Origin of the sequence: Rhizobium lentis (assembly GCF_017352135.1) — a bacterium.
Lineage (GTDB): Bacteria > Pseudomonadota > Alphaproteobacteria > Rhizobiales > Rhizobiaceae > Rhizobium > Rhizobium lentis.
Map to the genome: position 1 here is coordinate 2,899,362 of NZ_CP071454.1, position 21,592 is coordinate 2,920,953.

The following is a 21,592-nucleotide window of genomic DNA, read 5'->3' on the forward strand; positions in this document are numbered from 1 at the left end:
AGTTGATTCGCCTGGCGGCGGCAAGATGTGAGATAGTCACCTCAACCGGAACGAGTCCGAACCTTGTTCGTTGACTCGCGTGTTCCGCGTTGGGGGCTGCATCATGGGCAGGCGACGAAGCTTCAAGCCGGTGAAGATCACCATCAATGGCAAGACCAGGACCGTTTATAACGTCGTCCAGGCCGGCAATACCCTGCTGAACGACTGGCCGGAGCAGACGCCGGCGGCCAAGGCCGCCGAGCTGCTGGTGCTCGATGTCTTCAACGATGTCGCCGAGCCCGAGCAGGTGCGCCGCGCATTCATAACCGCGGCGAAGGCGAGCGACATCAAGTTCAGCTCCTGACCCGCGGTGCGCCAGGTTTAGCCGATCACTCCGGTCGGAAAGCGGCCGGAAGATCGACGGGAACATCGAGCGGCTGGAAATGTCGCAGATTCTCGATGACGACGGTGAGGTCATAAGCCCGCGCCGTCGCTGCGATGATGAGATCGCCGAGGCCGGGATGACAGCCTTTGCTTTCCGCCTCATCTTTCAGCGCACCGACGATCCGCGCGACGACGGTATCCATTGGCAATATCCGGTCGCCGAAAGTGTCGGTGATGGAATTCAGCCATGTCGAAAGGCGCTTTGCCCGCTCGATCCCGCCGCGGCGGTGAAGACTGCGCATTCCCTTCTCGATCTCCGCCACGGACAGAGCCGACAGAAAGAGTGCGTCGGATTCGCCCTGCTCGTGGAACCAGGCCCGCACAGGATCGGACGGCGGCACCTTGCCCGGCGCGAATTTCGAAATGATATTCGTGTCGACAAGATAGGCCGTCACAAATCAACACCCCTCAATTTTGAGGGGTTCCGCTCCAGTTCGACACCGCCGGGGAAGGTCAACAGGAAATCCCCGAAATTCGGCCGCGGCCTGTTGAGCGCCTTCTTGGCGGCTTCGGCCGCTTCGACCGAAACCAGCACGGCGGCGGGCTTGCCATGGCGGGTGATCGTCACGAACTCGCCCTTTGCGGCTTCGTCCACCAGGCCGGCGAAACCAGCCTTTGCCTCTGCCACGCTGATCGTCGACATCACCATCTCCTGATTAATATGACCATATGTGGTCAAAATAGCTTGCTGCTGCTGGAATCAAGAAAAATTCCCATCCAGGCGGATGCGAGGATCGCTGCGAGGAAGCCGAAGGCGATGCAGGTGATCGCCTGGAGCCGCAGGAGATGAAGGTGACTGGGGCCGGGATGACGGGCTTTTCTGCGCATTGACCGGACGGGCAGGCGCAGCCGGAAAAGGCTTTGATGACGCAATTGGCGGATATGTCCTTTTCTTCCTCAGGCATAAAGCTGATCGCCATCGGTGATGCCCATGATCTCGCGGGCGTAGCGGTAATGCGCCTCGACGCTGGCGGTGGCGCCGCGCAGCCATGACGGGCCGCGCACCGAATGCTCGGGGCGGGCGAGATAGGCAAAGCCGAGGGCGCCCATGCGCTGAGCCTCGTTGGCCATATAGGCGTGGCAGTCGTCGAGCCCGCGCGCGCCATTCCATCGGGCGTCCCGCCGGCTCTGCTCGGTTTCGATCCTGCGGATATGCTGCATCGCTCTGCCCTCTCTCGTGCCGCCGGAATGGCATGTCAAGAAGGTATATAAGATACCCTGTATCGTCAATCGGAAAAGGTATAAAAAATACCTGATCGGTTGACGAGGTACGAATCGTAGGCGTATGTCTCGGTCAGTGATTGGGCGACCGGGTGCAACTCCCGAGCTGACGAAGCCCAGCGGCGCGGGAAGCGAAAGTCCTTAAGTGCGCTGTCAGAAAATCAGGACGAGGGCGAAGCGAATGGCCCCTCTGGCACGTGTCCCATCCCGGCTCCGGTCTTCAGGACATGGCCAATGCTCTCCCGGCTTCATGGGCCTTGCTCATGGGGTAGGGGGAAGCTTTGGCCGGAACCCTCCCTCACCAGCCTTCAGGAACTGGAAAGAGATGGAAGAGAGAGGGAGTGAGAGAGATCAGGATATCGCGGGCGCGCGGGGCGGGCGATGCTCCGCTCTGCGGCGCGTCGCGGCCTTCAGATTGGACGCCTGCGCTCGAAGCGGTTGTTTGCAGGCGTCAGTCGCGAGGTCGCTGCAGGCACCTTGCGCGGGGTGAGTGGAGCGCCGGGCAGAGCGGGCCTCGGTCTTGAGATCCGTCTTCGTTGTGAGGGGTTCACCTCAAAGCAGGATCGCTAGCGTGGCGCCGAAAGCGGTGATCAGCACGGCAGGTGTCGCGATTTGGAACTAGATCCTGCCGGCTCGTGAGGACGGGCGGATGGTCTTGAATCTTTTTGGGAAGTGGTTGGAATGTTGCTGGAACGCTAAGGGTTAAGTCGCGGAGCAACCTGGAATTTTTGCAATATAGCGTTGCTCTCACATCTCGATCACCGACCGGCGGACGCGGCCGACGATGGTGACGGCACCGTGGAATTCCGGCGGCGGCACGTCCTCGTATGAGGCGGGCTGGAACGGCGGATTGTCGTTCGGGCGATAGCGCTTGTAGGTCGCGGCCCCCGTCTCGTCGGCTACGACGTAAAGCGCGTTCGGCGCCAGGCGCTTGTCGCGGCGGTTGACGAAAATGATCGAGCCCGGCGGCGAGATCTTGTTCATCGAATTTCCCTCGACCTCGAGCGCGATCCAGTCGCCATCGGGCAGATCGAGCGCGGCGACGGTGGGGAATTCCGAGAAGTCGGTGATCGGCGCCTGCTCGGTCAGCTGGCCGGCGCTGACCCAGGAGATCTTCGGCACGTCGGCGACGGAGACCGGCCGCTCCTCCGGATCGAGCGCATCGCCGGTTCCGAACTGCAGCCAGTTGAGATTGACCCTGAACGCCTTGGCATATTTCTTCGCGTCGGCGATGCCGAAGCCGTTCCGGCCCGACTCGTGCGCCTTGTAAACATTGGCGTTCCAGCCGAAACGATCGACGATCGCCTTCGGCCCGGCAAAGCCCGCGTTCTTCCTGGCCATGACCAGACGCTTTGCGCGTTCTTCGCGCTCAAATTGTTCCTGATCTTTCAACATGATATAAATAATACCCTAAAAAAAGGTACATGTAATCCCCTAAATCGCTTGACGTACGAGGTATTTTACGTACCCTTATGCCCATGACAAGCACCGATATCATCAACAACCGGCCCCGGCTTTCGGGCATTGCCAATGCCCGTTACACCGGCTGCCCGCGCTGCGGCAGGGCGCTGTCGATCGCCGAGGTGATCGAGCGCCATTGCGAAAATTGCGGCCGGCAGACCGAGCCCGAAGAGATGCGGCAGACGCCGGTCTTCCCCGGCTCTCGGCCGAGCAGCAAATCCGGCAGCCTCACTCCTCCCTGAAGGCTATCGGCAGCTGGCGTCGCCGCGCTCCCTCGGCGACGCCGGCACCTCCCACAAGATTTGAAACAAACGATCTCGCCGGCGCCCGCTTTGCGGGAAGAGCTCGGCAGCGGATCGAGTGGAAAAGAGGATTAGACGATGAGCATCGCCCCGGCGCATCAAGCCGCTCACATGAACGCCCTCGAGCTCTTCCGCTCCGGCCGGGATTATATCGAAATCTCCGCCATCCTCGGCCTGCCGGTGCCCGCCGTGGAAAGCGAGATTCACCGTCGACGCAGCGCCGAGAAGGGCGACACCGCCCAGCAGGATCATGACGGCCGCGCGGTCCGGCGCTTTCCCGGCCGCGCCGTAAGGCTTGGCGCCCTCGTCAACTTCGCCCGAGGGCGGCTGAAGCTCCCGGTTTAAGGACGGCGAGAAGCAATCGCATGGAAAAGACAGAGATGAGCAAGGACATCATGGAGATCCTCAGCCCCGTGCTGGGGCAGGAACTGGCGGCGGCGATCATCGAGCATCGCAGCCGCACGCTGAAAAAGCCGCTGACGGCCTATGCGGCGCGGATCCAGGTCAGGGAGTACCTGAAGACCGGCAACCCGGTCGAGGCTGCCGAGATGCAGATCCTGCGCGGCTGGCGGGCGATCAAATCCGATTGGTATTTCAATGAAAAGGCGAGGGAAACCGGGTCGAGCAATGCAAGCACGGGCAGAAGGACAACGGTCGATGCCGCAAGAGATTTCCTCTCCGGTCAAGATCATAGCGGGGATGCTTTCGGGCTTTCCGGCCTGCGCCGGCATTGATCCCGACATGCAGATTCGCGCCTATCTCGTCGCCATCGACGGCATTCCGGCAGAGGCGGTCTGGCTGGCCGCCAAGCTGTTCCTCTCCGGCAAGGTCCGCGATCATAACCGCGCCTTCGCCCCGAGCGCGGCGAGTTTTGCCGAAATCGCCCGCCAGCAGCAGGCGGTGATGACGGCGCAACGCCGCCCGCGCGTCGAGGCGCCACCCGAACAGCCGCCGCAGCCGAAGGTCGCCGCCCACAAGATGCGGCTGCTGAGACAGGCGGCAAACGGCAGCCGCAGCGCCAAGCGGGCGCTGGCTGAGATGTTTCCCGACAATCCGGTCATCGCAAGGGCCGCACGAGACGCACAGGAGGCAATGGGATGAGAGGTCTGTTCTGGACGGAAGACAAGATCGTCAAGGCGCAGAAGCTCTGGCAGGAGGGGTTGTCGGCACGTCAAATCGCCGAACTCTTCGGCTCGAAGAAGAACACCGTCATCAACATGGCGCATCGCAACCGCGACCGGTTTCCGCCGCGGCAGGACCCGCGCAAGGCGCTGGCGGAGGCTGTCGAGGCGCCCGCACCGATAAGCCATCCCGACCGGGTGCGGCGGGTGACGCTGTCCGGCGCCGAGGTGACGATGCCGCGCGTGCCCACGATCGACGGGCCGGCGCCATGAGTGCCGTGACCAGTGCCGTGACCCCGCGTGAGCGAGAGATCATCGGCTGGATGGCTGAAGGCAAGACCGCCGCCGAGATCGGCACCATCCTCGGCATCTCGCCGATCACCGTCAACACCCACATTGCCAATGCCAAGGCGAAACTCGGCGTGTTCAAGGAGACCGCCCTGGTCGCCGCCGCGCTGCGAAACGGCATCATTCGATAAGAAGGATAATCAGCATGGGCGGCAAGGCCACCAAGGTGAAGATACAGCGGGTTAACAAGGGCGCCGGCCGGCCGCGCAAGGCCAATGTCGAGCGTTTCCCCTGCGGCAAGATCAAGCCCTTCGAAACCGAGAAGGAGAATATCAGCGTGGCGATGGCGGCGCGCCGGCGTATCCACGGTTTCGGCAAGACGGTTGATGACGAGACGGTCAGAAGCCCCTATGCCGGTTACACCCTCGGCCGCATCTTCCTCGACGGGCTGATATCAGACGAGCAGCGCCAGGCCGGCGACGACTATGCCGAGGTGATGGCCCGCTATCACAAGACGACGGGCATTCCGGCCCCGAGCCCAAGGGCGCAATCGCTCTTTGCCGTCAAGGGTCATGAAGGCGAGGTGACCGAAAGCCTCGCCGACCGCGCCCGCAAGGCCAGCAACCGCATGATGGAACTGCAGGCCGTCCTTCTGCGCTGCGAGGACGGACCGCAGGTGCGCAGCACCGTCTATAACGTCGCGGTGATGGACTACGACCATCTGCGCCAGATGTCGCCGCAGCAACTGCTGTGGCTGCGACGCGGGTTGATCGCGCTGCGGAAGGCGAAGGCAGGGTGATGGAGGCGAGGGGGTGTGGACGCGCGCTTCGAACTGGCGCGATGTACCCTAGCTTTGACCAGATCGCCCTATGGAATGCTGTGCCGTGCGGCCCCCTCATCCGACCCTTCGGGCCACCTTCTTGGATGAGCAAAATGTAGGATACTGGTGCTTGCCGGGCGGGTGGCCGCCCGCCCGGCAGCTGGTTGTCGGATCGTCACCTTCTTAGCCGTTTTGGGCTGTGGGGAGCAGGATCGCAACCGGCTCTTCATCTGGCCCGTGTGGTTGCAGGAACCTTGGGGTTCGTATCCAAGACAGGGACGACGAAGATGACCGATAATAGCATGATTTGTGCCGGAATCGATGTCGGCAAAAGCCATCTCGACATTGCCCTCCATCCCGGTAAGGCAAGGCTGAGGGTCACTTATGACGCTGCTGGCCTGAAGGCGCTTGACGCCTTTCTTCGAGAGCATGACGTCAGCCGCATCGGCTTTGAAGCCTCCGGCGGCTATGAATGGCGGCTGCTGGCGCATCTGCGGGCCGGCAAGCGGCCGGCGGCGCGTCTGCAGCCGGCGCAATTGCGCTTCTTCGCCAAGAGCCGGCTCAAGCGAGCCAAGAACGATCGCCTCGATGCCGTGCTGATTGCGCTCTTCACGGCAAGCCTCGAGCAGTTGCCGGCGCTGCCGGACGCACGCTTCGACAAACTGGCCGCCGAACTGACCTATCTGGAACAGATCGAGCAGCAGATCGCCCTGGTCAAGACCTTTGCCGAGACCGCCTTGTCGGAGGCGATCAAGCGCCGTCATGCGCGCGAGGTCGCCCGCCTGGAAACCTGCCGAAAGGCCCATCTGCTGCGGCTCGAAAAGACGGTTCGCGACGATTGTGACCTTTCGCAACGGCTCGATCTGCTGACCTCTATCAAAGGCATCGGGCTGCGCAGCGCCCTGTGCCTGATCATTCGGCTGCCCGAGCTCGGCAATGCTGGCCGCGGCGAAATCGCCGCCCTTGCCGGCGTCGCACCCTATGACGACGATAGCGGTAAATATCATGGCAGACGCCGCATCCAGGGTGGTCGCGAACGCCTGCGAAAGAGCCTGTTCATGTGCGCGTTTACGGCAACCCGGCACAATCCGGATCTCGCCTCTTTCTACGCCCGCTTGCGTCAGAACGGAAAGGATCACCTGTGCGCCGTCATAGCCGTCGCCCGCAAACTCATCGTTCTCGCCAACACCGTCCTCTCTCGAAAAACCGAATGGACGCCACAATACCAGCAAAAATGAAACATGGTTGCTCCCCGAGGGGAGAAGAGGGAGCAAGTCGGGCCTGCCTTGCCCAAATGAAGCCGCTGTGCAAGGCACTCCATACAATGGAGTCGAAGGAGGGACGGCATTTTCCCTCTTCTCCCCAGCGGGGAGAAGGTGGCCCGAAGGGTCGGATGAGGGGGCCCACGGCACAGCGCCAATGAGGATCCATCTGTCCAGACATTCCCTCTGAGCTGCCGCTCCCATCGCGATCCGATCGGAACTGGGCAATGGCGTGGGCGCTTCCAAACATATGGAAGCGCCCTGGCTTTGACTGGAGTGGGCCGCACAGAGTATCGAAGTGCATGGCTGCGTTGTAAGCACCTCCGCACGGCCCATAATACTTACGATCAACGAAGCCTGTTGTTCCCGAGCCGACGGAGTATTTTAATCGGTCGCAGATGGGGCGTCGCTGCAGGCGCAGTGGCGTCACTCACCTCACACGCCTGTTATAAGGTTCTGCCAAAACCTTATAACTTATTTTGACCATGTGGTTGCCAGTTATAAGTTTCCGCCAAAACCTTATAACTAACTGTCCTCCCAACATGCGTCGGCAAGTCGCGAGTATGGATCCCAGGGTCAAGCCCTGGGATGACGGAGAGTGGGTTGGCGTTCTTGCCAAACGCTGCCGTCGGCGCAGCGGATGGGCATTGGGTAGCGTGAATGACGAAGTCAGGCAGCGAGATCAGAAAGTGTGATTGCATCAGGTTTGCCGAATCTCACCCTATTGCCGCAGAGCGCCCCCCACCCTCCGTCGTCCTCGGGCTTGACCCGAGGACCCAGCCTCCGTCGGTGACGCCTATCTTCCAAGAGCATCAACCCGTCTTCAGCTCACCGGGAAACTGGCCGTAGGCCATCAGAATAGCCCTGACCAGCCCGGGGAAGCGTTCGTCCAGCTCCGGACAGCGGGTCTGGTTGCGCATCTCCACGCCCTGGCGTTCGCTGCGGATCAGGCCGGATTCGCGCAGCACCTTGAAATGGTTCGACAGCGACGATTTTGGGATGACGCGGTCGCCGAGATCGGCGAGCGCCGAACAGGTGCCGCCGCAGGCGGTGCCGGCGAGCTTGGCGAAGATCGCGACGCGCTCCGGATCGGACAGCGCATAGAGGATCGCCTCGGGCTTGATGTCCTCCAGGGCTGGGTGAAAAAGCGGTCGCATGAAATTTATATAGGGCTACTTGACATCGAGATCAACAGTTCCGAATTTCTGAACTACGGAACAAGGTCGCCAATTCCGGCGGCCGTCCGGTTCAGAAGGAACAAGACATGGCTAAGCTCACAGGGAAGGTCGCAGTGGTGACGGGAGCCTCCAAGGGCATCGGTGCTGCGATTGCCAAGGCGATGGCGGCTGAAGGTGCGCAAGTGGTGGTCAATTACGCCTCGAGCAAGGCGGGAGCCGACGCCGTGGTCGAGGCGATCGGCGCGGCCGGCGGCAAGGCCATCGCGGTGCAGGGCGATGTTTCCAAGGCCGAGCAGGCCAAGGGCGTGGTCGATGCCGCGGTCAAGGAATTCGGCAAGCTCGACGTGCTGGTCAACAATTCCGGCGTCTATGAATTCTCCCCGATCGGCGAGGTGACCGAGGAACACTACCGCCGGATGTTCGACGTCAATGTTCTCGGCGTTCTCCTGACCACCCAGGCTGCGACCAGGCACCTCGGCGAGGGCGGCAGCGTCATCAACATTTCCTCGGTGGTCACCAGCCTGGGTCTTCCGAACTCGGCCGTCTACACCGGCACCAAGGGCGCCGTCGAGGGCATCAACAGCGTGCTCGCCAAGGAGCTCGCCCCGCGCAAGATCCGCGTCAACGCCATTCTGCCCGGCATGGTCGAGACCGAGGGAACCCACTCGGCCGGCGTCATCGGCTCTGAGCTCGAACAGAGCATCGCCGCCCAGACGCCGCTCGGCCGCATCGGCCAGCCGGACGACATCGCCGACATTGCCGTCTTCCTCGCCTCCGACGATGCCCGCTGGCTGACCGGCGAACGACTGGTCGCCAGCGGCGGTTTCCGCTAAGAGCTGAGTGATAAGCGCGCGCTTCTTGAGCGCGCGCATACTCGGATATTGGTCCACCCACCCCACCGTCGACCTCGGGCTTGACCCGAGGACCCACGTCGGCATCATCGGCTATGGCCATGGGTTTGGGGCTCAGCAGGACCGAGAATGCATCGAAACGCTCTACGATAATGTCGGTCAGCCCATAGTCGATCACGACCTCAACACTGATGTCGGGATAATCAGCTAGCATGTGCGCAAGCTCCGGACCGAGCAACGTCGCCACACAGCTCCCGAGGACCTTGTACTTCTGTCTGCGATCGCTGATCGTAAGGAAAAAGGCAGGCAGAGACATCTAGCCGGCGATTTCGACGCAGAAATCAATAAAGGCGCGAACCTTGGCAGGCACATGATGGCGGGAGGTGTGGAAGCAGTGCAGTGGAAAGGTCTCATCGGGCCAATCCGGATAGAGATCGACCAACTGACCGCAGTCGAGATAGGGCTTCATGCCGAGCGAGAAGACCTGGGCGATGCCGATTCCGGCGAGACAGGTGGCAAGCGCAGTGCCTGCATCATTGACGAGGACGCGGCCACGAGTTTCGATCGGCACCACCTTCTTTCCGCGTCGCAACTCCCATTTGAAAGGCCTCCCCGTCAAAGGGTCCTGATATTGGATGCAGGTATGATCGGTTAGGTCGGCAGGCAGCTTCGGCGTGCCGTGCCTCGCAAGATAGGACGGCGCGGCAACCGTGATCACCCTCGTGCGAAAAAGCTGCCGGGCAATCAGCGAGCTCTTCGCCGGGATTTCGCCAAAGCGCACCGCCACATCCATGCCGTCGGCGGCAAGATCGCCGATCTCGTTCCTTGTGACCACCTCGATCTGAAGATCGGGATAGCGGTGAAGAAACGTGCCGAGCTTCGGACCGAGGATCAGCCGCGAAAAATAGGGATCGACATTGATCCGTAGCCTCCCACGCACCGTCTGCGTCGTACCGGCCGCATAGGCAACGGCTTCTTCGATACCGCCAAGGAGCGGCACGACCTGTTGGTAGAAGCGCGCGCCCTCATCGGTGAGCCTCAGGGAACGCGTCGTCCGCTCGAGCAGGCGTACGCCGATACGGCTCTCAAGCCGCGCCACCGCCCGGCTGACACCAGAAGCTGTCAGCCCCAGCGCCTCGCCCGCCCGCGCAAAACTGCCGCTCTCAACCACGGCGGCCAGCACGCTGACCCCATTCAGCAAACGTCCGTCGAACATCATCCAATTCCTGATATTTTGTCATGAAATATCTGACAAAAGGGCAATTCAGTCAAAAGCGATTTTGCCGCATCTTTCATTCATCGCGGCGCAGGCCGCTGCCAATAGGAGGCCGAGAATGTTTGCTGTGACTGGAATAACAGGCCAAGTCGGCGCCGTGGTCGGCGCGAATTTGATAGATCAGGGGCTTCCTGTCCGGGCAGTCCTGCGCAACGCGGAAAAAGCAGGCGCCTGGCGGGGTCGCGGTGCGGAAATCGCCATTGCCGACATGACGGACGCGCCGGACCTCGCCCTAGCCTTCGAAGGCGCCGAGGGCGTCTTCCTGCTTCTGCCGCCAAGCTTCGATCCTGCGCCGGGTTTCCCGGAGGTAAAGGCAATCATCCAAGCACTGACGACGGCGCTCACAAGGGCGGCACCGAAGAAGGTGGTCTGCCTTTCGACGATCGGCGCTCAGGCAAAGGAGGAGAACCTGTTGAGCCAGCTCGGCCTCGTCGAGCAGGCTCTGTCGACACTTCCGATGCCGGTAGCCTTCCTGCGCGCCGGCTGGTTCATGGAGAATTCAGCCTGGGACATCGCGCCTGCAAGGGAGAGCGGCATCATGCCAAGTTTCCTGCAGCCGCTCGCCAAACCCGTGCAAATGGTTTGCGTGCGCGATGTCGGCGCCGTTGCGGCTGAAATGCTGCAGGAGGATTGGACCGGTCAACGCATCGTCGAGCTCGAGGGCCCTTTCCGCATCACGCCGCTGCAGATGGCGGAGGCCTTCTCTGCCGTGCTCGGCAGGACGGTCCGTGCTGAGCCGGTTCCAAGAGAGACATGGGAAGCGCTATTTTTGAGCCAGGGCATGCAGAACCCCCGACCCCGTATGCGCATGCTTGACGGCTTCAACGAAGGCTGGATCGAGTTCGAAGGCGGCGAGGCCCGATCGCGCAAGGGCACGACGACCTTTGAGACGGCTATCCGCAAACTGGTCGAACGCGGTTGATGAAAACGCCATGGCAGCTTCAGCGATCCCGCGCAGCGCATATCCGTTGATCAAGTCTCGAACGCGTGGGGATTGTCCCCGCGCGCCGTCACGTCTCCGGCAGGCCAGCCTTTCGGAAGCCGTCGACAAAGTGGTCTCGTACCGATGCGTCGCGCAGCGGCTGGGAGCTGAGCCAATGACCGATCGTGAAATGAGGGTGGGCGATCAGGAACAATTCTGCTTCTCGCCTCGCCTCCTCACCGTGGCCCAACTGCGCAAGCGCAGCAGCCAGGAATTTGCGTGAGTTGGTACGATACGTTTCTTTCCTGCGCAGTGTAGCGGTTGCCGCCTCATAGTCACGCGCAGCGTATTGCGCCTGCCCCAGGTGACAAAGATACCAGCAGGCCGGATAAGGATTGAGCCGGAGCGCTTTTTCGATCTGCGCCAGTCCGTCGGCAATCCTGCCGTCCAGCACGGACATATCAGACATGGCGGCCCAGGTGTCGGCGTGGTTGGGGTCGAGTTTCAGGGCCATGGCGAAGGCGGCCTCGGATTCCTCCCACCGCCGCTCGTAAGCCAAAATGGTCCCCAGAACGTAACGGCATCCGGCATCGTTGGGATCGAGGTCGACCGCCTTCTGCGCTGATGTCACCGCCATCCGACGGTTAGGATCTTCGGGCTCGCCGAAATGAGTCCAGGCAAGCCAACGGTTATAGGCGAGCAGACCGAGCGCCTCGGCATATGATGGCTCGAGCTTGACCGCGCGTTGGAGCAGAATATAGGCCTCACGCTCGGTTTGCGGCGACTCTTCCGTCAGCAGACGGGCGCGCACACACAGATCGTAGGCCTCGAAGTTCTTCGGCCGATTGCGCGGCGTCGGAATGGTCAGCCGGCCGACGAGAGCTTCGACAATCTTGGCGTTGACCTCATCCTGCAACTCGAAAACATCTTCCAACGTCCTGTCAAACCGTTCGGCCCACAGGTGCTGGCCGCCAAGCGCGTCGACCAATTGAGCATTGATGCGGACACGGCCCATTGCGCGTCTGGCGCTCCCCTCGAGGACGTAGCGGACGCCGAGTTCCTGGGCGACGAGCCGTACGTCGACCGGCTTGCCCTTGTAGCCGTACACGGAATTGCGCGCGATGACGAACAGGCCAGCCGTGCGGGAAAGGTCGGTGATCAGGTCTTCGGTCAATCCGTCGACGAAAGGCTCGTCAGCTTCATTCCCACTCATATTCGTGAACGGCAATACAGCGATCGAGGGATTTTCCGGCAGCGGCAATATGCTCGGCAGCGCATCCGGCCAATGCCACACGTGGACTGGGCGGGTCAGGTTCTTCAGGTAGCGTTCGCCTGCATCGAAGAACTGGTCGGCGATCTTACCGACGATCTCGCCGTGAACGCTGGCTGATATGCAGATACCTCCCGGCGCGGCCTGCGTCTGGAGGCGCGCTGCGACATTGACCCCGTCGCCGAGGACGTCCGAAGCCTCGTCGATGACATCTCCGAGATTGACGCCCACGCGCAAAAGCAGGCGCCGGTCTCCGGAAGCCTCAACGGCAGTGGTGGCCCGTTGCATTTCCAACGCTGCTGCGACCGCGTCCACCGCGCTAGCAAATTCGATCAGGAAGCCGTCGCCCACGACCTTGAAGATGCGACCCTTGTGACGCATCACAGCCGGCTCGATAACGCCAGAACGGAGTTCCCTGAGGTTTTCAAGCGTTGCGACTTCATCAGCCTCCATCAGGCGTGAATATCCCACCACATCGGCAACGACGATGGCGGCAAGGTGACGCTGAAGAGAATGATCCGTCATTTGAGGACAAGCCCCACGACCAACTCCCCAAATTATTGGTCAAGCGCGGGTGAGTCAACAAATCGTAAGAAGTAATGCCCAGTCGACCTCCACCTCCATCGAGCCGTAATCCCTCTTTGTGACCGCCGGCGTCGAAGTGGACGCCACGGAAATGAGGATCCACGGAAGGCCGACGGTTCTTGAACGTCCGGTGACGGGCGGCGGGCGGCTGGTGGAGAGCGGCGGCTTCCGCTGAGATGGGAGTGAAAAGCGCGCGCTTCTTCAGCGCGCATACTCGGATACCGGTCCACCGACCCTCCGTCGTCCTCGGGCTTGACCCGAGGACCCACGCTGGCCACATCGGCTGTGTCCATGGATTCCAGGCTCAAGGCCTGGAATGACGGAGGTTTGGGGGTACGTTTTCCGCCCAACTTGCCGGCGGCGCGGACCGAGTTTCGATGCGATTGCCGCCGATGTCATTTGCGACAATCCTACCAAACGCACTGAGAAAGTTGACGAAAGCCAAGACATCGGAATGTCTCGACCCTCGCTGGGAGAACCTTAGCTGCCTTTGCGAGCCGCAAGCTGTGGCACGAACATATCGCTCCACTTGCTTGGCACGTTCTTGATCAGGCCGGCACGGTGCATGAAATCGGCAAAATTCATGATCCCGTTCGGGGTCGTATCAAACTTCGCGTCCTTGTCCTCGATCATCTCCTGCGCATCCGCGGGCTCGACCTTGACCTTGGAGCTTTTGGAGAAGATTTCCGCCGCCTGCTTCTTGTCCTTGGCAATCAGGCCGTTGGCTTCATCGAGTGCATCGATGAAGGCCTGCGTCATCTTGGGATTGGCATCGACAAACTTCTTCGGTGCGAAGGTGACGTCGAGTGTAATGTTGCCGAGATAATCCGTCGAGCTCAGCACCCGGTGAACGTTTGGCGACTTGGCTTCGATGTACTGGAAGGGAGGGGACGTAAAGTGGGCGTTGATTTCGGTTTTCCCACTGACGAGAGCGGCCAATGCTTCGGGATGAGGAAGGCTGACCGTGAGAGGATCGAGCTTCGCGTAGTTCTCTTCGCCGAACTCCTTCGCGACGATCATCTGCAGCACGACGGCGGCAAGCGATGTCTTGATGCCTGGAAGTGCGATCTTATCGCTAGTCTTAAAGTCTTTCAGCGACTTGATCTCGGACTTGTTCGTGTTGAGCCACAGCGACGTGGAGCTCATGCCCGAAACGCCAACGACTTCGACGTTGGGGATGCCTTTCGCCTTGGACCACAGCGTAACGAAGCCCGGAGCACCCGTTCCGGCAAAATCCAAGGTACCGGCCATCATGGCGTCGTTGATGACATTGCCGCCATCAAGCGAGAGCCAGGAAACCTTGACGTCGCCAAGACCGGCTTCCCTGGCATGCTTCTCGAGAAGTTTCTGATTCTCCATGACGATCAAGGGCAGATAGAGAATGCCGAAGCCCTTGGAAATCCTCACTTCGTTGACCTCTGCATGCGCAGTCGTCGCGAGCAAGCCAGCGACAACAAGACCAAAAAATCCTTGTTTCAGTTTCATGTATTCCTCCTCCTTGTGAACATGAATTCTTCATTTGCCGATTAGTGTTGCATGCCCCAGCGGCGAACCGTCTTACGCTCGATGGCCGCAAAGATGATATTTTCTACAAAAAGGCCGATCAGAATGACGGTGAACAGGCCCGCGAACACATTTGCCGTTTCAAGCTGATTGCGGTTTTCGTAAATGAACCAGCCAAGTCCACCTGAACCGGACGACACACCAAAAACCAGTTCCGCTGCGATCAAGGTGCGCCAGGCGAACGCCCAGCCCACCTTCAAGCCGGTTAGAATGGCGGGAAAGGCTGCGGGAATAAGGATGAGTCGGACAAGCTTGAGGCGCTTGAGGTGGTAGTTCTGGCCGACCATCTTGAGTGTGGGCGAGACGGAGCGGAATCCGGCATGGGTGTTGAGTGCAATTGCCCACAGGACCGAGTGAACCAGAACGAAGATGACGCTGCCGGAACCAAGGCCGAACCAGATAAGTGCCAGAGGCAGAAGCGCAATCGCCGGGAGCGGATTGAACATCGAGGTCAATGTCTCGAGCAGGTCCGCACCCAGCCGTGATCCAATTGCAAGGGTGGTCAGCAATGCGGCGAGAACGATACCGATGCCGTAACCGGTGACCAGCGTTCTGAGCGATACGATCATACGATCGGGAATGACGCCGTTGACGATATTGGAGACAAAGGCTTCAACCGTCTGCCCGAATGTCGGGAACAGAAGGGGATTGGCAAGCCAGCGGCCATAGATTTCCCACATGACGGCCAGAACCAGGAGAATGAAGGCTTTTCGCAGAAAACCGAGGCGATAGACGCGTTCGAACGCACTGACAGGCTTGGCGACAATCGGAGCATTGCCGGAATTCACGTCGTTTATGAATTCCGGTCTGAATGTGAAAAGATCGGTCATTTTGGTCACCCCGTCAGTGTGATGCGAACAGCATGTCGTTGATGCGGCTCTCGAGTTCCGCCTGTCTGGCAGTTCCGAGTTGATCCGGCCCGATGCTGTTGAGCTCGGCCTTGACTTCGCCAGGATGGGGCGACAGCAGCAGAATGCGTGTACCGACGCGGATCGCTTCTTCGATCGAGTGCGTGACAAAAAGCACGGTGAATTTGGTATCGTCCCACAGACGCAGAAGCTCGTCCTGCATCCTGCGGCGCGTCAGCGCATCGAGAGCGGCGAAAGGCTCGTCCATGAGAAGGACATCGGGCTCCATAGCCATTCCGCGTGCAATTGCCACGCGCTGCTTCATCCCGCCAGAAAGCATGTGCGGGTAGCTGTTCATGAACTTCGCCAGCCCCACCTTTTCGATGTAAGACTCTGCACGGTCACGCGCTTCGGCACCCGAAAGGCGACCCGACGCGGTGAGCGCGAACATGACGTTTTCGAGAACCGTCTTCCACGGAAGCAGTTGGTCGAACTCCTGAAAGACCATCATGCGGTCTGGACCGGGCTCGGCAACCTGACGGTCCTTGATCGTGATTTTACCTTCCGTTACAGGAAGATAGCCACCGATCGCCTTCAACAGAGTGGATTTGCCGCAGCCCGAAGGGCCAAGAAGAATGAAGCGGTCGGAATTGTGTACATCGAAGCTCACGCGGCGGGTCGCGGTGATCAACGCGTCAGGTGTTTTATATTGTATCGTGACGCCTTCGACGCGCAGCAAAGGTGCCGGCGTCACGCCAGTGGATAGCGTGTCCATCAATCCTCCCAAGATATAGTCTGCAACTCCTCTAGTGCGATTTGGAGGCTAGCAAGCTATTCTGACTCTTGTCTGACTCAGTCGGCGGGGAGGCGTGGGAGCGTGCGAGTTTTAATCGTGGAGGATACCGAAGACATTGCGAAAGCGATCTCTATCCGTTTGGAAAATGCGGGGCACGCCGTGGATCTGGAAGCCGATGGAGCCAATGCCATCGATCTCCTGAATGTTCAGACCTACGATCTGGTTATTCTCGACCTGACATTGCCTGGCTGCGACGGGCTCGAGGTTCTGCGCAACATTCGCTCCCGCCGCGTGAAAACGCCGGTTCTCGTGCTGACGGCACGCTCCGAAGTCAACGAGAAGATCAGCGCTCTCGATCTGGGTGCCGATGACTATTTGACCAAACCGTTCGACTATGGAGAACTGGAAGCGAGAGCGCGAGCCTTGATGAGACGCAACGACGGGCTGGCGGATAATCGCATTTCTTTCGGCGCTCTTGTGGTGGACCGCAAGGCGCGAGTGGCAGCGGTTGATGGCCAGCCGCTCAGCCTCACACGAAGGGAGTTGACCGTTCTTGAAATACTCGCTTCAAGGCCGGAGAGAATTTTCTCCAAGGAAGAATTGGTCGATCAGCTTTTCAATTTCGATCAGGATCCCAGCTCCAACGCCGTCGAGCAATTTGTCGCCAGGATAAGGCGAAAGCTCAGTGGCTCTTCCGTGGAGATCCGAACGTTGCGCGGCCTTGGGTATCAAATTGTCTCTACGTGAATTCAGCCGATCGATCAGGGTCAGGATACTCGGGCTCGTTGCAGCTGTTCTTGCTGGGGGAGCTATCATTTTAGGCTGCATGGCGTCCTATGCTGCCAATACCGCAGCGCAAGAGGCCTATGACCGGCTGCTTGGAAGCGGTGCAGTCCAGTTTGCAGAAAACGTCTTTGTGCAAGGCGGTGTCGTGACGCTGGACCCTCCGGCCTCGGCCATCTCATCCCTTGCTGCCTACGATCTTGTCTTCTATCGCATTGTCGACCCACGGGGTATTGTCGTTGCAGGGAGTGAGGACCTTTCCCACACGGCGTTGCCTCAGCAGACGCAGAAAGAGTTGGTCTTCGAGGATGGCGTCTATGCGGATCAGCCCGTGCGCATGGCCACCATTTCGAAGAAAATCGAAAATCCCGCCGTTACCGGCTGGGCAGAGATCACGGTCGCACAGACGATACATGCTCGCACCGGCCTCGCCCGTAGGCTGACATACGAGGCGCTCGTTGTGATCGGTGTGATGTTCTTGCTCGCCGTGTCGGCGACCACGCTCTCGCTGCGATTCGCCTTGAAACCGCTCATGCAGATCGAGCACGAGATCCAGTCGCGCGATCCTGACGATCTGTCACCCATTCATGCCGAGCCTCCGGTCGAGATACGCAACCTCGTCCAGTCCATCGACGAGTTCATGCGCCGACTGTCCGAGCGAATCGCGATGTTCCAGAGGTTCATCGGAGATGCCGCACATCAGATGCGCACACCGCTCGCTGCACTCGACGCACAGGTCGAGATGCTTTCACATGCGAAGTCAGATGCTGCAGTAAAGGACTCAATCTCACGGATAAGGGACAGGAACAACGAACTGGGGCGCCTCACCGGGCAATTGCTCGATCATGCCATGATCCTCCACCGCATCGATGCGGCCCGACTTGAGCCGGTGGATATCAACGAGTTTGTCAAGCTTGTAATGTCGAAAGCGGTGCCACTTTCGATGTCGAGAGAGATCGACGTCAGCTTCAAGCCGACGAGCCCCGATATCGTGCTTTCCGTCGATCCAGTCAGCCTCCGGGAGGCAATCTCCAACCTCATCAATAATGCCTTGGCTCACGGAGCGACCTCCAAGCTGGAAGTGGAGGTCAAACCGCTTGCAGGAGGCGTGAGCATCATCATCCGTGACGACGGAGACGGTTTCGATACAGATCCACAATCGCTGCTTGCTCCGTTCGAAAAAGGGCCCAGATCCCGCGGCTCGGGATTGGGCCTGACAATCGCGTCCGAGGTCGCGAAAGCGCACAACGGCTCACTGCTTTTTCGACGAGAAAATGATTTCACCGTTGTTCAGCTAATTCTGCCGGTGTCGCCCTGATGCTGAGACGTTGTCGTCCCTAAGCAGCCAATATATTCCATCGAGTTATTTCCCGATGAGAGCCAACTGCCGATCGAAATCAGAGGGATCGAAATAGTCGCGCCATACGGTGATCGCTCCCTCCACGACCGTCAGCGTCCCCATGACCGGAAGTATGATTTTTCCACCGCCCTCATGCAGGAACACATCAAGCCGTTCGTTAAGGACGACATTTCCGGCCGCCGCGATCTGTGTCACCGTCCAATCAACCGTGAATGTCGTTCCAATTCCGAAATCCCGGTGAAACTTTCGGACGTTCTCGCGCCCGATGATATTGGGGAACGGTACGTTGTCATACAGCACTTCTTCGGAAAGCATGGCGATCGCCTCGTCGATGTGGCCGGTATTCCAGTGGCCGAAAAAGGTGAGGGCTGTCTTGATTGGGTCAGTCGACATTCAGTGAATTCCTTCTTGAAGGGTTCGAAAACCCGAGCGACAAATTTCAGAGAGTTCTGGCTCGCAAAGCTAAAAAGCCTTCAGACCAGCCGCGATCCACCGTCGAGGTTGAGCGTCGCGCCGTTCATCCAGCCATTCGCCATCAAGAACAGGACTGCCGCCCCGGCTTCCTCAGCGCTCCCGAGACGATGTAATGGCAATGTTGCCCTGAGGCCCTCGACAAAGGCGTCACGATTGTCGCCAAGTGCCTTGCCGAGCAGTGGAGTATCGATCGGACCCGGCGAAAGGGTGTTCACCCGGCGCGGCGCGAGTTCCAACGCAAGGCCGCGTGCCAATGCTTCCATCGCGGCCGAAGCGGCAGCGAGAACGGCGGTCCCATAGGCGTTCGGCCGGTCGCTGAGTGCTCCGGAGATGAATGTCACCGAACCGTCGGCGGCGAGGCGGTCTCCAAGCGACCGAAGAGTATATATCGCCGCCCAGACGCGCTCTTCGAACGCGCGGCGCAGATGGTCGACGTCGGCTTCCACCACCTTGCCGACGACGAAGCTTCCGGCCAGCAAGACGAGGTGATCGACATGGTCGATATCAGCGAGCGCGGATTCGATGGCCGTGCGCTTGGTCACATCAGCCGCCCTCCAGCCACTGAGGCCATGTTGTTCTGCGGCTTCTTTTGCCCGTCCGGCATCAGATCCGACCACGATGACCTTTGCGCCGAACGACTTGGCTTGAGTGGCTGCGGCGAGGCCGATGCCGGAGGTGCCGCCGACGATGAGTATGGTTTTGCCTGAAAGGGTATCCGAGATGTTCGATTGAGCGCCCATCGCTCTGGCTCCGTTTTGGAGGCGCTCGATTGCGCCGATGGCCAGAAAGTAATTCCAACTCCCTCGATTGATAATTGGCCCGATATTCGCTTTACTCATGCCATCATGGCACAAATCGGTATAGAACGTCTCACGGGCCTGATTGCATTTGCGCGGGCCGCATCGCTTGGAAGCTACACGGCGGCAGCCCGCGCGCTGGCGGTGTCACCGTCGGCCGTCAGCAAGAGCGTCCAGCGGCTCGAGCAGCAGCTCGGCATTGTCCTGTTCCTCCGTACCACGCGCTCTCTGACGCTTACGCCGGAGGGCCGCGATCTGCACGATCGGGCGCTGCGTCTGTTGCGGCAGGCCGAGGATATCGAGCAGGCCGCGATGGCCGCCCGCGCCGAACCGTCGGGCATTCTCCGGATATCCGCACCACTGCCGGTCGGCGTGCATATACTCGGCCCGGCGCTTCCTCGCTTGCGCGCACGCCATCCGAAACTCGCAATCGATCTGCGCCTGGGAGATCAGTTCGTGGACATGATCGAGGAGGGTATAGATGTCGCCATTCGGGTTGGAGCACTGGCCGACTCCCGTTTGAAGTCCCGACGGCTTGCGTCGCATCGCCTTTGCGCCTTTGCTTCGCCCGAGTATCTGAGACGACGGGGTACGCCCCGGCATCCTGACGAACTGGCGGGGCATGACTGCGTCAATTTTCGCTTCCAGAGCTCGGGCCAGACACTTCGCTGGCCCTTTGCATCAGGAAAACGAGTCTTCGAGGCCACGCCAGAGATTGGGATTACGGTGGACACAAGCGATGGTGTCGCCGCTGTCCTCGTCGCCGGCGGCGGCGTCGGCATCTCTCCAACCTACATCGCCGCGCCATATGTGAAACGCGGCGAACTCGTGCCGATCCTCGCCGCCTTCGCCGTCGACCGCTCCAGCATGATGGCGCTCTGGCCGGAGAGCCGCCGCGCCAATCCGAATGTCAAAGCATTTCTGACATTTCTCGATGAGGTTTTCCCGGCGCGCCCACCTTGGGACGAGGTGGTGTTTGCCGGACAGTAGTGTTGCGGGCTCGGGTGGCGCTACCGGGAAGGCCAGACGAGTAGCGCCATGAAAGTTGACCGCGCCAGAGTGTAATACCCCTTGTGGATGAGTGCATCCATGCCTGACCGCAAATCGAGGCATTCGCTCTGACGAGGCATGATGGCTCCGCCCAATTCAGGCGGCTGCCGGTGCAGCGGCTACGGCTCGATGCCGACCTCGAGCAGATCGATCGAGACCGCGACGCGGTCGAGGATCGGCCGGTTGTCCGGACCGGTCGCGTAGACCCTGCGCTTCGTCGGAATCGTCAAACCGCCGAAACTTTTGTGGTCGCTTGCATAGTTGGCGCTGCTGGTGCCGCCCATGATATCGACGCTGTAGTCGTGGCGCCGCAACAGGCCATCCAGATTGAAATAGAAGGTCTGGACGGTGGAATGGCTGGGGACTGTCGAGGGGAAAGTTACCTTCAGCCGCCGCCAGATTTCATCTTCCTCCTGCCACGGCTCGATCTCTTCCGTCCCAAAACCGGGAAGCTTGAAGAGGAACGGCGTCGTCAGATAGGTCCACATGGCATAGCCGGTGAAATAGATCAGATGCTGCCGGTCCCAGGGCGTCGGGATCGTATGTCCTTCGAAGAACGAGCGCGGCGCGAGGCGTTGCTCGATGACTTCGCCCGTATCAGCGACAACAGCCGTTCGCTCCGGCTCCCAGACGCAATGCTGCCCTTTCTCCAGGAAGGGACTGAATTCGGTACGCGGATGGCGGGCGGAGACCGAGGTGCGGATGTCGGCATAGACATCCGGCCAGCCCTTCACATGCCAGACCGCACCGCCAACCTTGATATGTGCGCGCAATCGCTCGATCTGCTGCCAGCGTTGCAGGCCGCCATGCGCTTGAATTGCGAGATCCAATAGGTCGGTCACGTCAAGACCCTCCGGTTCGTGATGATCATAAAGGTTTAACTTTGAAACCTATCGACTTCTATCTCCATTCGGTTTAACTTTGCAACCATAATTCAGACG

Annotated in this window: 28 protein-coding genes and 1 pseudogene; 15 read left to right on the top strand and 14 right to left on the bottom strand. The window is 60.2% G+C overall.

What is annotated here, in order from left to right; genetic code table 11:
* Nucleotides 1-103 precede the first annotated feature (103 nt).
* Nucleotides 104-343 (top strand): DUF982 domain-containing protein, encoded by a 240-nt coding sequence (locus J0663_RS13850; RefSeq protein WP_207240906.1) that lies wholly within the window; start codon nt 104-106, stop codon nt 341-343.
* Between the two features lie 25 nt (nt 344-368).
* On the opposite strand, the gene J0663_RS13855 is transcribed toward J0663_RS13850, so the two are convergent.
* The 5 genes and pseudogenes from J0663_RS13855 to J0663_RS13870 all read right to left on the bottom strand — a co-directional run bounded on the left by J0663_RS13855 (nt 369) and on the right by J0663_RS13870 (nt 3,039).
* On the bottom strand, nt 369-818 hold the full coding sequence (locus J0663_RS13855) for a type II toxin-antitoxin system VapC family toxin (protein ID WP_207240907.1): 450 nt from the start codon (nt 816-818) through the stop codon (nt 369-371).
* Nucleotides 815-1,066: a type II toxin-antitoxin system Phd/YefM family antitoxin gene (locus tag J0663_RS13860; RefSeq protein ID WP_207240908.1), complete on the bottom strand. Its 252-nt coding sequence runs from the start codon at nt 1,064-1,066 to the stop codon at nt 815-817. The genes J0663_RS13855 and J0663_RS13860 overlap by 4 nt, the downstream gene beginning before the upstream one ends.
* Before the next feature lie 32 nt (nt 1,067-1,098).
* Nucleotides 1,099-1,328 (bottom strand): annotated as a pseudogene (locus J0663_RS31715) (hypothetical protein).
* Nucleotides 1,321-1,584 (bottom strand): hypothetical protein, encoded by a 264-nt coding sequence (locus J0663_RS13865; RefSeq protein WP_207240909.1) that lies wholly within the window; start codon nt 1,582-1,584, stop codon nt 1,321-1,323. Before J0663_RS13865 ends, J0663_RS31715 begins: the two are co-directional and overlap by 8 nt.
* Before the next feature lie 807 nt (nt 1,585-2,391).
* On the bottom strand, nt 2,392-3,039 hold the full coding sequence (locus J0663_RS13870) for a S24 family peptidase (protein WP_085777282.1): 648 nt from the start codon (nt 3,037-3,039) through the stop codon (nt 2,392-2,394).
* An 83-nt stretch (nt 3,040-3,122) separates the two neighbouring features.
* Here J0663_RS13870 and J0663_RS13875 point away from each other — a divergent pair, with 83 nt between their 5' ends.
* From J0663_RS13875 to J0663_RS13910, 8 genes are all read left to right on the top strand, one after another.
* Nucleotides 3,123-3,347: a hypothetical protein gene (locus J0663_RS13875; protein ID WP_207240910.1), complete on the top strand. Its 225-nt coding sequence runs from the start codon at nt 3,123-3,125 to the stop codon at nt 3,345-3,347.
* Between the two features lie 138 nt (nt 3,348-3,485).
* Nucleotides 3,486-3,752 (top strand): sigma-70 family RNA polymerase sigma factor, encoded by a 267-nt coding sequence (locus J0663_RS13880; protein ID WP_207240911.1) that lies wholly within the window; start codon nt 3,486-3,488, stop codon nt 3,750-3,752.
* A gap of 20 nt (nt 3,753-3,772) precedes the next feature.
* Nucleotides 3,773-4,141, top strand: a complete 369-nt coding sequence (locus J0663_RS13885; protein ID WP_207240912.1) for a hypothetical protein — start codon at nt 3,773-3,775, stop codon at nt 4,139-4,141.
* Nucleotides 4,107-4,508 (top strand): hypothetical protein, encoded by a 402-nt coding sequence (locus J0663_RS13890; protein ID WP_207244500.1) that lies wholly within the window; start codon nt 4,107-4,109, stop codon nt 4,506-4,508. Before J0663_RS13885 ends, J0663_RS13890 begins: the two co-directional genes overlap by 35 nt.
* A complete protein-coding gene (locus J0663_RS13895) occupies nt 4,505-4,801 on the top strand; it encodes a GcrA family cell cycle regulator (RefSeq protein WP_207240913.1) in 297 nt (98 codons plus the stop codon). The genes J0663_RS13890 and J0663_RS13895 overlap by 4 nt, the downstream gene beginning before the upstream one ends.
* Entirely contained in the window at nt 4,798-5,007 is a 210-nt protein-coding gene (locus J0663_RS13900) for a response regulator transcription factor (RefSeq protein ID WP_207240914.1), read from the top strand. The genes J0663_RS13895 and J0663_RS13900 overlap by 4 nt, the downstream gene beginning before the upstream one ends.
* 14 nt (nt 5,008-5,021) lie before the next feature.
* Nucleotides 5,022-5,615 carry a hypothetical protein gene (locus J0663_RS13905; RefSeq protein WP_207240915.1) on the top strand — a complete coding sequence of 198 codons (594 nt, stop codon included), beginning with the start codon at nt 5,022-5,024 and terminating at the stop codon, nt 5,613-5,615.
* Between the two features lie 308 nt (nt 5,616-5,923).
* Nucleotides 5,924-6,874 (top strand): IS110 family RNA-guided transposase, encoded by a 951-nt coding sequence (locus J0663_RS13910; RefSeq protein WP_207240916.1) that lies wholly within the window; start codon nt 5,924-5,926, stop codon nt 6,872-6,874.
* 836 nt (nt 6,875-7,710) lie between these two features.
* Here the strand turns inward: J0663_RS13910 and J0663_RS13915 are convergent.
* Nucleotides 7,711-8,055, bottom strand: a complete 345-nt coding sequence (locus tag J0663_RS13915) for an ArsR/SmtB family transcription factor (protein ID WP_207240917.1) — start codon at nt 8,053-8,055, stop codon at nt 7,711-7,713.
* 107 nt (nt 8,056-8,162) lie between these two features.
* On the opposite strand from J0663_RS13915, the gene J0663_RS13920 reads away from it, so the two are divergent.
* Both J0663_RS13920 and J0663_RS31805 read left to right on the top strand, forming a co-directional pair.
* Nucleotides 8,163-8,909 carry a glucose 1-dehydrogenase gene (locus tag J0663_RS13920; protein ID WP_207240918.1) on the top strand — a complete coding sequence of 249 codons (747 nt, stop codon included), beginning with the start codon at nt 8,163-8,165 and terminating at the stop codon, nt 8,907-8,909.
* Between the two features lie 25 nt (nt 8,910-8,934).
* A complete protein-coding gene (locus J0663_RS31805) occupies nt 8,935-9,138 on the top strand; it encodes a hypothetical protein (RefSeq protein WP_207240919.1) in 204 nt (67 codons plus the stop codon).
* Between the two features lie 105 nt (nt 9,139-9,243).
* Here the strand turns inward: J0663_RS31805 and J0663_RS13930 are convergent, their stop codons facing one another.
* A complete protein-coding gene (locus J0663_RS13930; RefSeq protein ID WP_207240920.1) occupies nt 9,244-10,143 on the bottom strand; it encodes a LysR family transcriptional regulator in 900 nt (299 codons plus the stop codon).
* A 118-nt stretch (nt 10,144-10,261) separates the two neighbouring features.
* On the opposite strand from J0663_RS13930, the gene J0663_RS13935 reads away from it, so the two are divergent.
* Nucleotides 10,262-11,125: an NmrA family NAD(P)-binding protein gene (locus J0663_RS13935; RefSeq protein WP_207240921.1), complete on the top strand. Its 864-nt coding sequence runs from the start codon at nt 10,262-10,264 to the stop codon at nt 11,123-11,125.
* 88 nt (nt 11,126-11,213) lie between these two features.
* Here the strand turns inward: J0663_RS13935 and J0663_RS13940 are convergent, their stop codons facing one another.
* From J0663_RS13940 to J0663_RS13955, 4 genes are all read right to left on the bottom strand, one after another.
* Entirely contained in the window at nt 11,214-12,920 is a 1,707-nt protein-coding gene (locus J0663_RS13940) for an adenylate/guanylate cyclase domain-containing protein (protein ID WP_207240922.1), read from the bottom strand.
* Nucleotides 12,921-13,460: 540 nt separating this feature from the next.
* Nucleotides 13,461-14,465, bottom strand: a complete 1,005-nt coding sequence (locus tag J0663_RS13945; protein ID WP_207240923.1) for an ABC transporter substrate-binding protein — start codon at nt 14,463-14,465, stop codon at nt 13,461-13,463.
* 41 nt (nt 14,466-14,506) lie between these two features.
* Nucleotides 14,507-15,373: an ABC transporter permease gene (locus tag J0663_RS13950; protein WP_207240924.1), complete on the bottom strand. Its 867-nt coding sequence runs from the start codon at nt 15,371-15,373 to the stop codon at nt 14,507-14,509.
* Nucleotides 15,374-15,386: 13 nt separating this feature from the next.
* Nucleotides 15,387-16,166, bottom strand: coding sequence for an ABC transporter ATP-binding protein (locus J0663_RS13955; protein WP_207240925.1), 780 nt, complete (start codon nt 16,164-16,166; stop codon nt 15,387-15,389).
* Nucleotides 16,167-16,268: 102 nt separating this feature from the next.
* On the opposite strand from J0663_RS13955, the gene J0663_RS13960 reads away from it, so the two are divergent.
* Both J0663_RS13960 and J0663_RS13965 read left to right on the top strand, forming a co-directional pair.
* Nucleotides 16,269-16,934, top strand: coding sequence for a response regulator transcription factor (locus tag J0663_RS13960; RefSeq protein WP_168297504.1), 666 nt, complete (start codon nt 16,269-16,271; stop codon nt 16,932-16,934).
* Nucleotides 16,921-18,288: a sensor histidine kinase gene (locus J0663_RS13965; RefSeq protein WP_246590284.1), complete on the top strand. Its 1,368-nt coding sequence runs from the start codon at nt 16,921-16,923 to the stop codon at nt 18,286-18,288. Before J0663_RS13960 ends, J0663_RS13965 begins: the two co-directional genes overlap by 14 nt.
* A gap of 45 nt (nt 18,289-18,333) precedes the next feature.
* Here J0663_RS13965 and J0663_RS13970 read toward each other — a convergent pair whose 3' ends face one another.
* A complete protein-coding gene (locus tag J0663_RS13970) occupies nt 18,334-18,723 on the bottom strand; it encodes a limonene-1,2-epoxide hydrolase family protein (RefSeq protein ID WP_207240927.1) in 390 nt (129 codons plus the stop codon).
* Between the two features lie 80 nt (nt 18,724-18,803).
* Complete coding sequence (locus J0663_RS13975) at nt 18,804-19,544, bottom strand: SDR family oxidoreductase (protein WP_207240928.1); 741 nt, start codon at nt 19,542-19,544, stop codon at nt 18,804-18,806.
* 105 nt (nt 19,545-19,649) lie between these two features.
* On the opposite strand from J0663_RS13975, the gene J0663_RS13980 reads away from it, so the two are divergent.
* Complete coding sequence (locus J0663_RS13980; protein WP_207244501.1) at nt 19,650-20,591, top strand: LysR family transcriptional regulator; 942 nt, start codon at nt 19,650-19,652, stop codon at nt 20,589-20,591.
* A gap of 179 nt (nt 20,592-20,770) precedes the next feature.
* Here the strand turns inward: J0663_RS13980 and J0663_RS13985 are convergent, their stop codons facing one another.
* Nucleotides 20,771-21,493 carry a hypothetical protein gene (locus J0663_RS13985; RefSeq protein WP_207240929.1) on the bottom strand — a complete coding sequence of 241 codons (723 nt, stop codon included), beginning with the start codon at nt 21,491-21,493 and terminating at the stop codon, nt 20,771-20,773.
* Nucleotides 21,494-21,592 lie beyond the last annotated feature (99 nt).

Coding starts and splice junctions, on each gene's coding strand:
- J0663_RS13920 (WP_207240918.1), top strand. CDS start 8,163: ATGGCTAAGCTCACAGGGAAGGTCGCAGTGGTGACGGGAGCCTCCAAG.
- J0663_RS13935 (WP_207240921.1), top strand. CDS start 10,262: ATGTTTGCTGTGACTGGAATAACAGGCCAAGTCGGCGCCGTGGTCGGC.
- J0663_RS13930 (WP_207240920.1), bottom strand. CDS start 10,143: ATGTTCGACGGACGTTTGCTGAATGGGGTCAGCGTGCTGGCCGCCGTG.
- J0663_RS13850 (WP_207240906.1), top strand. CDS start 104: ATGGGCAGGCGACGAAGCTTCAAGCCGGTGAAGATCACCATCAATGGC.
- J0663_RS13890 (WP_207244500.1), top strand. CDS start 4,107: ATGCTTTCGGGCTTTCCGGCCTGCGCCGGCATTGATCCCGACATGCAG.
- J0663_RS13905 (WP_207240915.1), top strand. CDS start 5,022: ATGGGCGGCAAGGCCACCAAGGTGAAGATACAGCGGGTTAACAAGGGC.
- J0663_RS13980 (WP_207244501.1), top strand. CDS start 19,650: ATGGCACAAATCGGTATAGAACGTCTCACGGGCCTGATTGCATTTGCG.
- J0663_RS13895 (WP_207240913.1), top strand. CDS start 4,505: ATGAGAGGTCTGTTCTGGACGGAAGACAAGATCGTCAAGGCGCAGAAG.
- J0663_RS13915 (WP_207240917.1), bottom strand. CDS start 8,055: ATGCGACCGCTTTTTCACCCAGCCCTGGAGGACATCAAGCCCGAGGCG.
- J0663_RS13975 (WP_207240928.1), bottom strand. CDS start 19,544: ATGGGCGCTCAATCGAACATCTCGGATACCCTTTCAGGCAAAACCATA.
- J0663_RS13875 (WP_207240910.1), top strand. CDS start 3,123: ATGACAAGCACCGATATCATCAACAACCGGCCCCGGCTTTCGGGCATT.
- J0663_RS13950 (WP_207240924.1), bottom strand. CDS start 15,373: ATGACCGATCTTTTCACATTCAGACCGGAATTCATAAACGACGTGAAT.
- J0663_RS13880 (WP_207240911.1), top strand. CDS start 3,486: ATGAGCATCGCCCCGGCGCATCAAGCCGCTCACATGAACGCCCTCGAG.
- J0663_RS13940 (WP_207240922.1), bottom strand. CDS start 12,920: ATGACGGATCATTCTCTTCAGCGTCACCTTGCCGCCATCGTCGTTGCC.
- J0663_RS13910 (WP_207240916.1), top strand. CDS start 5,924: ATGACCGATAATAGCATGATTTGTGCCGGAATCGATGTCGGCAAAAGC.
- J0663_RS13860 (WP_207240908.1), bottom strand. CDS start 1,066: ATGTCGACGATCAGCGTGGCAGAGGCAAAGGCTGGTTTCGCCGGCCTG.
- J0663_RS13885 (WP_207240912.1), top strand. CDS start 3,773: ATGGAAAAGACAGAGATGAGCAAGGACATCATGGAGATCCTCAGCCCC.
- J0663_RS13870 (WP_085777282.1), bottom strand. CDS start 3,039: ATGTTGAAAGATCAGGAACAATTTGAGCGCGAAGAACGCGCAAAGCGT.
- J0663_RS13955 (WP_207240925.1), bottom strand. CDS start 16,166: ATGGACACGCTATCCACTGGCGTGACGCCGGCACCTTTGCTGCGCGTC.
- J0663_RS13900 (WP_207240914.1), top strand. CDS start 4,798: ATGAGTGCCGTGACCAGTGCCGTGACCCCGCGTGAGCGAGAGATCATC.
- J0663_RS13865 (WP_207240909.1), bottom strand. CDS start 1,584: ATGCAGCATATCCGCAGGATCGAAACCGAGCAGAGCCGGCGGGACGCC.
- J0663_RS13945 (WP_207240923.1), bottom strand. CDS start 14,465: ATGAAACTGAAACAAGGATTTTTTGGTCTTGTTGTCGCTGGCTTGCTC.
- J0663_RS13970 (WP_207240927.1), bottom strand. CDS start 18,723: ATGTCGACTGACCCAATCAAGACAGCCCTCACCTTTTTCGGCCACTGG.